Consider the following 7,987-nt stretch of genomic DNA (forward strand, 5'->3'; position numbering starts at 1 on the left):
TCGATCGAGGACTTAACCAAATTATTGGTGATACTCGGTAACACTTCTTCATGCATTATCTAGTTTTGAAGGAACAAACCTTCTAAAAAAATATAGTCTAGTGACGATAGCGAGAAGGTCACACCCGTTCCCATACCGAACACGGAAGTTAAGCTTCTCAGCGCCGATGGTAGTTGGGGGCTGTCCCCCTGTGAGAGTAGGACGTTGCTAGGCGAACCCCAAACGGGGTATTTATTTTGCCAAATTATGAAATGGCCCCTTGGTCAAGCGGTTAAGACACCGCCCTTTCACGGCGGTAACACGGGTTCGAATCCCGTAGGGGTCACCATTTGGAGGATTAGCTCAGCTGGGAGAGCATCTGCCTTACAAGCAGAGGGTCGGCGGTTCGATCCCGTCATCCTCCACCATATTCTTTGGGACGAGCTACTTGCTCCTTCACAAAAGTATGAGCCATTAGCTCAGTCGGTAGAGCTTCTGACTTTTAATCAGAGGGTCGAAGGTTCGAGTCCTTCATGGCTCACCATTTTAATTTAATATTGCGGGTGTGGCGGAATTGGCAGACGCACCAGACTTAGGATCTGGCGCCGCAAGGCGTGGGGGTTCGACTCCCTTCACCCGCACCATTTTTAAGCGGAAGTAGTTCAGTGGTAGAACATCACCTTGCCAAGGTGGGGGTCGCGGGTTCGAATCCCGTCTTCCGCTCCATTATTTTGCGCCCGTAGCTCAATTGGATAGAGCGTTTGACTACGGATCAAAAGGTTAGGGGTTCGACTCCTCTCGGGCGCGCCATAAAACGGGGAGTAGCTCAGCTTGGTAGAGCACTTGGTTTGGGACCAAGGGGTCGCAGGTTCAAATCCTGTCTTCCCGACCAGCGACACTTTTTTTATAAACCATGGGGCCTTAGCTCAGCTGGGAGAGCGCCTGCTTTGCACGCAGGAGGTCAGCGGTTCGATCCCGCTAGGCTCCACCATGAAAATTTAATCATTTTGGCGGTGTAGCTCAGCTGGCTAGAGCGTACGGTTCATACCCGTGAGGTCGGGGGTTCGATCCCCTCCGCCGCTACCATTATGATCTTTGATCTTAATATTTCGGAGGAATACCCAAGTCCGGCTGAAGGGATCGGTCTTGAAAACCGACAGGCGGGTCAAACCGCGCAGGGGTTCGAATCCCCTTTCCTCCTCCATTATTTTAATACTATTATCGCGGGGTGGAGCACGCCCGAATAAGCTTCGAAGGAATTACTTCAGCGCAACGATTGAGCTGCTGCTTGAATAATCTTTCTGAAATCGGGGCGGTACTTCATTGAATAAGCTGCGAGATGAAATGCTAGATGTGAGCATAGAAAAATCACATAAATACTATTATCGCGGGGTGGAGCAGTCCGGTAGCTCGTCGGGCTCATAACCCGAAGGTCGCAGGTTCAAATCCTGCCCCCGCAATCTGGTCCGGTAGTTCAGTTGGTTAGAATGCCTGCCTGTCACGCAGGAGGTCGCGGGTTCGAGTCCCGTCCGGACCGCCATTTTTAAACTAAATAGATAAATGGCTCAGTAGCTCAGTCGGTAGAGGATTTTAAAAGAATGCAGCTGCGAAGCTTTAGCATCATCGAATGGCATGCTTTTAAAATCTGCGACAAAGAACGCAGGGCTTTGAAGCACAGCTATTAAACTTTAGGGTAATTAAATTAATACGGCTCAGTAGCTCAGTCGGTAGAGGATTTTAAAAGAATGCAGCTGCGAAGCTTTAGCATCATCGAATGGCATGCTTTTAAAATCTGCAACAAAGAACGCAGAGCTTTGAAGCACAGCTATCTAACTTTAGGGTTATTAATTTAATACGGCTCAGTAGCTCAGTCGGTAGAGCAAAGGACTGAAAATCCTTGTGTCGGCGGTTCGATTCCGTCCTGAGCCACCATATTTCCTAAGTCTTTTCAGACGATGGAGGGGTAGCGAAGTGGCTAAACGCGGCGGACTGTAAATCCGCTCCTTCGGGTTCGGCAGTTCGAATCTGCCCCCCTCCACCATTTATATAGGGGTATAGTTTAATGGTAAAACGAAGGTCTCCAAAACCTTTGATGTGGGTTCGATTCCTACTACCCCTGCCAGTAGGAAGATGGCGGTTGTGGCGAAGTGGTTAACGCATCGGATTGTGGCTCCGACACTCGTGGGTTCGATTCCCATCAATCGCCCCATTTTTCTTTTAAAAGAATCATTAATGGGCTATAGCCAAGCGGTAAGGCACCGGACTTTGACTCCGTCACTCGCAGGTTCGAATCCTGCTAGCCCAGCCATTTTTAAGGCAGCATAGCCAAGTGGTAAGGCAGAGGTCTGCAAAACCTCCATCCCCGGTTCAAATCCGGGTGTTGCCTCCAAACAATGTAAACGCGGGTGTAGTTTAGTGGTAAAACCTCAGCCACGAGCAATGCTCCCATGAATCAACATCGAGTTGCCTCGACGCATCAGCTTCCTGAATAAGCTTTTAGAGGAAGAGGCATGCAAGGGCAGGAAATTATATAGTAGTTTTAATATTAATTATATATGCGGGTGTAGTTTAGTGGTAAAACCTCAGCCTTCCAAGCTGATGATGAGGGTTCGATTCCCTTCACCCGCTCCAAAAATGGGCCTATAGCTCAGCTGGTTAGAGCGCACGCCTGATAAGCGTGAGGTCGGTGGTTCGAGTCCACTTAGGCCCACCATTATACATACCATTTTTAACCTAATCCTACACGGGATTAGGTTTTTTTGTTTACATTGTTAGAAAGATGATGAAGGGAAATCATTTGTTAAGAAAAGCCTGTCTTAGGAAGAGACAGGCTTTTCTATTATAGAATTTCAGCTTTGCCGTTCCAGATAAAAATGGAAGTGAAAAAGTGAAGAAGAAGGGAACGAAACGAAGTGAATCGTGCCGCTGGGATCGGAAAAGCGAAGGTGAAGGGAATTAATCGGAGAATAAAGGGACCCGAATATGAACGATTTGTGAACAGTGCAAAATTGAATATATGTATTTAATTAGTTTGAAAACGGCGTAAAGCGTTGATAACTCTGAGGATTTTTAGATAATGGACCTAATTTTTAACGGGAAAGTTGTGATATAAGTGTGATGCAGTTCACTTTTGTGAAAAACGTTCTCAATTATGATATAAGTAACAAAAACTTAAGGGGGATGATGGAAGGTGGAAACGAAAAAAGTGATCCAGGGGGGCAAGGCAGCAAAGGAGCATGGCACGCTGAAGGGGACCATTTTTTCAGTAACCGTTGTGGGGTTAGGGATCTTTGTTACGTATCTAATTGTTTATGGCCTGTATATGGCCAGATTATAGGGGGGATTAAAAATGATGCATCGCTCTGAGAAGATATGGCTTTTCTTAAGTTTTGGGATGATTATCGGATTTATGCTCATTACGGGTTATCAGACATTTGCTTTAGAAATGGGGCCGCCAAGCTATGGGGAACGGATTGATCCGCAAAAAGTGGATGAAACAGCACCGTTTGACCAGCCTGGCATCAAAAAGATTGGTGAGAATGAATATGAAGTGGTCATGACGCTGCAGGTGTTTAGTTTTACACCAAACGAAATCGAAGTGCCTGCCGGATCAACCGTTCATTTTACACTAACTTCTAAAGATGTCGTACACGGGTTCCAGGTTGCAGAAACCAACTTGAATGCCATGGTGGTTCCTGGCTATGTGCAAAAGATTACTCAAAAATTTGATAAGCCAGGTGAATATTTAGTTTTGTGCAACGAGTACTGCGGTGCCGGGCACCAAATGATGAGCACAACGATTACGGTTAAATAAAGGGGGGAGAAACAGTGGAAACCATTATTAACAAGTCAGGGAAGACACAAGTTTTTAGGGAAAAAGCAAATAAAGTCATGGGCATCAGCCTGGAGGATGCGAGATTAACGAAATCATACCTATCTGTAGCCTTCTTAGCCATCCTGCTGGGCGGATTGCTTGGATTATTGCAAGGCTTGAACCGGGCAGGGATGCTTGAATTGCCGGTTTGGCTTAACTACTATAAAGTATTGACTGCACACGGACTCCTCTTGGTAGTCGTACTGTCCGCGTTCTTTACAATTGGTTACTTCTATGCGGGATTATCCCATACATTGGGCGGCCTGCTTCCGAAGGTCAGAAAGATGGCCTGGATCGGTTTTTGGATGAAGATTTTCGGATTTGTATTAGCTGTTATTCCTATTTTAATGAATGAAGCATCTGTCATGTATACCTTCTACCCGCCAATGGCAGCTTCACCCATTTTCTATATTGGCTTGGTATTTATCGTCTTAGGGGTTTGGATGTGCGCATTTGGTGCCTTCATCAATGTGGCAAGCTGGAGAAAACGCAATCCTGGACAGCATATTCCAATTCTCTCTTTCTTTGCAACAGGTGTGTTTGTACTCTTATTCTTCGGAAGCCTTCCGGTTGCAATTGAAGTATTTACAATCATCCCGTGGGCTTTCGGCTGGGTTGAAACCATCAATGTCATGGTTGCGCGTACGCTGTTTTGGGCTTTTGGCCATACACTCGTGAATATCTGGTATTTAACAGCGGTTTCAGCCTGGTATGTGATTGTGCCGAAAATCATCGGCGGGCACAGATGGAATGATCTTTTAACAAGAATTGTGGTCATTGCACTCGTTATTATGAATATTACCGGTGGATTCCACCATCAGATCATTGACCCTGGTATTTCTGAGCCTGTAAAATACATGCACGTGTTTATGAGTTTAGCAATTGGCTTCCCATCCTTGATGACTGCTTATGCGATGTTTGCGGTATTTGAACGTACAGCCAGAAAGAAAGGCGGAAGAGGTCTTGTTGGCTGGTATAAAAAATTACCTTGGGGCGATGTCCGTTTCCTTGCACCATTTATCGCGATGGCAGCCTTTATCCCTGCCGGAGCGGGCGGTATTGTCCAAAGCACAAACCAATTGAATCAGGTTGTCCACAACACCATGTGGATCGTGGGCCACTTCCACTTAACACTTGGCATGTCTGTTGTGATGACATTCTTCGGCATCAGCTACTGGCTTGTTCCTTATGTGTCGAAAAGAGTGCTGACACCGCAGATTAACAAGTTAGGTGTTATCCAAACGATTATTTGGACCATCGGTATGATCATCATGTCTGGAGCAATGCACTGGGTCGGATTATTGGGATCACCAAGAAGAACTTCTTATTCCACTTATTTTGACAATGCAACGGCTCTAAGCTGGGATCCATACTTATTCTTCCTGGCGATCGGCGGAACTTTGCTAATGATCGGTGTGCTTATCCAGGTGTATGCAGTATTCTACCTCATGTTCTTTGCACCAAAAGGAAACACTGAGTTCCCGGTAGCGGAAGTGGAAGAGGATGCAGCGCCAACACCAAGGTGGACAGAGCGCTGGGGCTTATGGATTGTGTGCATGCTTGTTCTTGTCGGCATGGCGTATGTCATTCCGCTCGTTGACTTCATCGTTAATGCGCCTCCGGGTTCACCTCCATATAAGACCTGGTAAGGAAAAAGAGATAGCTCGGATGGCTGGGCTGCCTCTTTCTTTTAGGCTGTTTTCGCAAAATTTGCTGCTATTTAAATAAATTTTGTAAAAAAACTTGGTAAATAAGGTTAGTTGATTGGAGCGCAAGGTGCGAGACTCCAGCGGGAGGAGTGGGACAGGTGAGACCCCACAGGTGCTGCGCGCCGAGGATGCTCACCGCCCGCCCCGCGTTCGCTGAGCATCCTGGAGCGGAAATCAACTACTCCTCACAACTAGTTTAAAAGTCAACAATCTTTTAGAAAAGAGCCGGTTTTTAAAGGAAGTGATGAACATGTTTCCAAAGAATAGAACAGCTTTATCCAGCTTAATTGTATTGTTATTCGGAGTGGCCTTGTTTTTTATTGGCACAGACGGCTTTCAGGCCTTTACAGCAGAGTCTGCCCGTGTGAACCAACTGATGGATGAAAAGCCTCAGTTTCCGGATGTTATGCTTGAGGACAATAAAGGAAGGACCTACTCTTTTTCCGAGTTTGAAGGAAAGTATGTGTTTATTACCTTTTTGTATACTTCATGCGGAACGGTTTGCCCCGAGCTTGAGGTCAATATGTCTGAAGTGTATAAGCGGATTCCAAAGAAATACATCGGAAAGGACATCCAATTCCTCAGCATTAGCTTTGATCCGGAGCGGGATGATCCCGAGACACTTGATACGTATCGAAAGGCATTTGGCAGTGACGGGGAAACGTGGAGAATGGCGAGGATTCCGGACCAGCAGGAGCTGAAGTCACTATTAGATCGTTTCGGTGTCATCGTTATTCCGGATGAGTACGGAAATTTTGCCCATAACTCCGCCTTCTATCTGGTGAATCCTGAAGGGCGATTAATGGAAGTCATGGATTACACGCTGATTGAGGAAGCGGCGGATCAGGTAACGGATATTTTAGAGAGCGGAGGGAAGAAGAGATGAAGCAATCAGCCTATGGTTTCTTGCTGCTTCTTGCTTTAATGCTCCCGCCTGTCGCCGATTTGCTGGAATCCATCATGATTACCCATATGCATATGCAAATGCCGATGCTGGTGTTTGCGGGATTTCTGATGGCGAAGTTCTTTCAGCAGCGTTTTCCTCAGTTTTTTGAAAAGTGGAATGAAAACGGCGTTCCGGGCATTCTGCTGTTTACCATCATCATGGTGTATTGGTCCCTTCCAAGGACGATGGATGAAGCCTTGACGCTGACAAGTGTGGAAGCCTTTAAATTCATCTCTCTGCCATTTTTGGCAGGAGTGCCATTGCGGGACAGCTGGCCAAAGTTAAGTTCTTTCGGGAAACATGCTTTTATTATATTTTTTACCGTAGTATTCCTGGCGTTGGGATGGCTGTATATTTGGTCGCCTGTGCAGCTGTGCAATAACTATTTGGTGATCGAACAGATTACATTGGGATGGGGATTTATCTCTACAGCATTTGCTATGGTCGTTTACTTGGTTTATAGCTATTTTATGGATTTTTCGAAGTATGAATAAGAGGATGCCTGCTGCCCAATTTGGCAGCAGGTTTTTGATTGGCTTAGGAGCTTGCCAAGAGAGTTAGGTGGTATTAGGCCACAAAACCATTCATATATATAGATGGGAGTGTGAAAATCAGGGGGGATAACATGGCGGATCCAATTGTTGCAAGATCGCTGGACGAAATTAAATTTTGGTCCAGAATTATGAAAGAGCATGCCTTATTTTTAAGTTTGGGGTTTACTTATGAACAGAAACAATTAATTGCCGAAGCCCAGCAATTTATCGCTCTTTTTGAAAGAATAGAGGAAAGGCTGGCTAGATTTACAGTCAACTCAGAACTAGGTCAAGTTCAAGCTTTTAATAACGAAGTTTATCAAGCAGCGGCTGCTATCTGGAGCTATAAAAGGAAAGTACTGGGTCTGACATTGCGCTGTGAAATTCGTTCCAATAATTATCCTTTATTAATCGACCATATCAGCAGGGAAGCTGCCTATTTTGCCAATCGATTAAAAGATCTTAACGCAGGGATACTCGCACCAAAACCGGAAGCTATTATTGAAGAGAATGTTTTCTTCCTTAAAATTATGGCTGATCATGCCAAGTTTATCGGCCATCTTTTAGATCCTTCGGAAAGAAAGCTAGTTGAACAGGCCAGGGAGTTTAGCCATGATTTTGACCAATTGGTATTTCAGGCTGTTGATCTAGAATCCATGCAGCCGCAATCAGAAACAAAACCTTTACTTAGTCAATTTTTAAACCAGAATAAAGTATCCGTTGCTTCGTTAAGGGACTTTAAGAAAACAGCAAGAGAATTAATTGAGGCATGCCGCATCAAGAGCAATATTCACCCGCTTCTAGCCGACCATACATTTAGGGAAGCTGAAAGGTTTTTGGAGATCATTGATTTGTTTGAAGCCAGCCTAAAAAGGAATTAGCTTGCAGATAGTAGGAATAAACAAGCCGGCCGATTAAGGCTGGCTTTTCACATGTGCGCCCGGCA

6 protein-coding genes, 20 tRNA genes and 1 rRNA gene are annotated in these 7,987 nt (G+C 45.4%); all 27 read left to right on the plus strand.

The annotated features are described in order from the left end of the window. Positions 1–96: 96 nt before the first annotated feature. Positions 97–213 (plus strand): 5S ribosomal RNA (gene rrf / locus J7I93_RS17420). Positions 214–253: 40 nt separating this feature from the next. Further along, positions 254–328, plus strand: a tRNA-Glu gene (locus J7I93_RS17425). 3 nt (positions 329–331) lie between these two features. Then, positions 332–407 (plus strand) — tRNA-Val (locus J7I93_RS17430). A gap of 40 nt (positions 408–447) precedes the next feature. Beyond that, positions 448–523 (plus strand) — tRNA-Lys (locus J7I93_RS17435). A 15-nt stretch (positions 524–538) separates the two neighbouring features. Further along, positions 539–623 (plus strand) — tRNA-Leu (locus tag J7I93_RS17440). A gap of 7 nt (positions 624–630) precedes the next feature. Continuing rightward, positions 631–705, plus strand: a tRNA-Gly gene (locus tag J7I93_RS17445). 7 nt (positions 706–712) lie between these two features. Beyond that, positions 713–789 (plus strand) — tRNA-Arg (locus tag J7I93_RS17450). 5 nt (positions 790–794) lie between these two features. After that, positions 795–871 (plus strand) — tRNA-Pro (locus tag J7I93_RS17455). Between the two features lie 23 nt (positions 872–894). Then, a tRNA-Ala gene (locus J7I93_RS17460) sits at positions 895–970 on the plus strand. 18 nt (positions 971–988) lie between these two features. Next, a tRNA-Met gene (locus tag J7I93_RS17465) sits at positions 989–1,065 on the plus strand. A 25-nt stretch (positions 1,066–1,090) separates the two neighbouring features. Further along, a tRNA-Ser gene (locus tag J7I93_RS17470) sits at positions 1,091–1,183 on the plus strand. A gap of 182 nt (positions 1,184–1,365) precedes the next feature. Then, positions 1,366–1,439 (plus strand) — tRNA-Met (locus J7I93_RS17475). Positions 1,440–1,442: 3 nt separating this feature from the next. Then, positions 1,443–1,519: transfer RNA gene (locus J7I93_RS17480), tRNA-Asp, on the plus strand. A 316-nt stretch (positions 1,520–1,835) separates the two neighbouring features. Next, a tRNA-Phe gene (locus J7I93_RS17485) sits at positions 1,836–1,911 on the plus strand. A 25-nt stretch (positions 1,912–1,936) separates the two neighbouring features. After that, positions 1,937–2,020, plus strand: a tRNA-Tyr gene (locus J7I93_RS17490). A 7-nt stretch (positions 2,021–2,027) separates the two neighbouring features. Continuing rightward, positions 2,028–2,101: transfer RNA gene (locus J7I93_RS17495), tRNA-Trp, on the plus strand. Positions 2,102–2,112: 11 nt separating this feature from the next. After that, positions 2,113–2,188, plus strand: a tRNA-His gene (locus J7I93_RS17500). 24 nt (positions 2,189–2,212) lie between these two features. Continuing rightward, positions 2,213–2,287, plus strand: a tRNA-Gln gene (locus tag J7I93_RS17505). 7 nt (positions 2,288–2,294) lie between these two features. Next, positions 2,295–2,368 (plus strand) — tRNA-Cys (locus J7I93_RS17510). A gap of 168 nt (positions 2,369–2,536) precedes the next feature. Continuing rightward, positions 2,537–2,610, plus strand: a tRNA-Gly gene (locus tag J7I93_RS17515). Positions 2,611–2,615: 5 nt separating this feature from the next. Next, positions 2,616–2,692: transfer RNA gene (locus J7I93_RS17520), tRNA-Ile, on the plus strand. 477 nt (positions 2,693–3,169) lie between these two features. Further along, a complete protein-coding gene (locus J7I93_RS17525; RefSeq protein WP_214727189.1) occupies positions 3,170–3,316 on the plus strand; it encodes a hypothetical protein in 147 nt (48 codons plus the stop codon). 12 nt (positions 3,317–3,328) lie between these two features. After that, positions 3,329–3,793 carry a cytochrome c oxidase subunit II gene (locus J7I93_RS17530; RefSeq protein ID WP_214727190.1) on the plus strand — a complete coding sequence of 155 codons (465 nt, stop codon included), beginning with the start codon at positions 3,329–3,331 and terminating at the stop codon, positions 3,791–3,793. A 14-nt stretch (positions 3,794–3,807) separates the two neighbouring features. Then, positions 3,808–5,502, plus strand: a complete 1,695-nt coding sequence (locus tag J7I93_RS17535) for a cbb3-type cytochrome c oxidase subunit I (protein WP_214727191.1) — start codon at positions 3,808–3,810, stop codon at positions 5,500–5,502. Positions 5,503–5,812: 310 nt separating this feature from the next. Continuing rightward, positions 5,813–6,448, plus strand: a complete 636-nt coding sequence (locus J7I93_RS17540; protein WP_214727192.1) for an SCO family protein — start codon at positions 5,813–5,815, stop codon at positions 6,446–6,448. Continuing rightward, a complete protein-coding gene (locus J7I93_RS17545; RefSeq protein WP_214727193.1) occupies positions 6,445–7,002 on the plus strand; it encodes a hypothetical protein in 558 nt (185 codons plus the stop codon). Before J7I93_RS17540 ends, J7I93_RS17545 begins: the two co-directional genes overlap by 4 nt. 131 nt (positions 7,003–7,133) lie before the next feature. Continuing rightward, entirely contained in the window at positions 7,134–7,922 is a 789-nt protein-coding gene (locus tag J7I93_RS17550) for a DUF2935 domain-containing protein (RefSeq protein WP_214727195.1), read from the plus strand. Positions 7,923–7,987 lie beyond the last annotated feature (65 nt).

Origin of the sequence: Bacillus sp. ISL-47 (assembly GCF_018613175.1) — a bacterium.
Lineage (GTDB): Bacteria > Bacillota > Bacilli > Bacillales > Cytobacillaceae > Cytobacillus.

Coding starts and splice junctions, on each gene's coding strand:
- J7I93_RS17530 (WP_214727190.1), top strand. CDS start 3,329: ATGATGCATCGCTCTGAGAAGATATGGCTTTTCTTAAGTTTTGGGATG.
- J7I93_RS17545 (WP_214727193.1), top strand. CDS start 6,445: ATGAAGCAATCAGCCTATGGTTTCTTGCTGCTTCTTGCTTTAATGCTC.
- J7I93_RS17540 (WP_214727192.1), top strand. CDS start 5,813: ATGTTTCCAAAGAATAGAACAGCTTTATCCAGCTTAATTGTATTGTTA.
- J7I93_RS17550 (WP_214727195.1), top strand. CDS start 7,134: ATGGCGGATCCAATTGTTGCAAGATCGCTGGACGAAATTAAATTTTGG.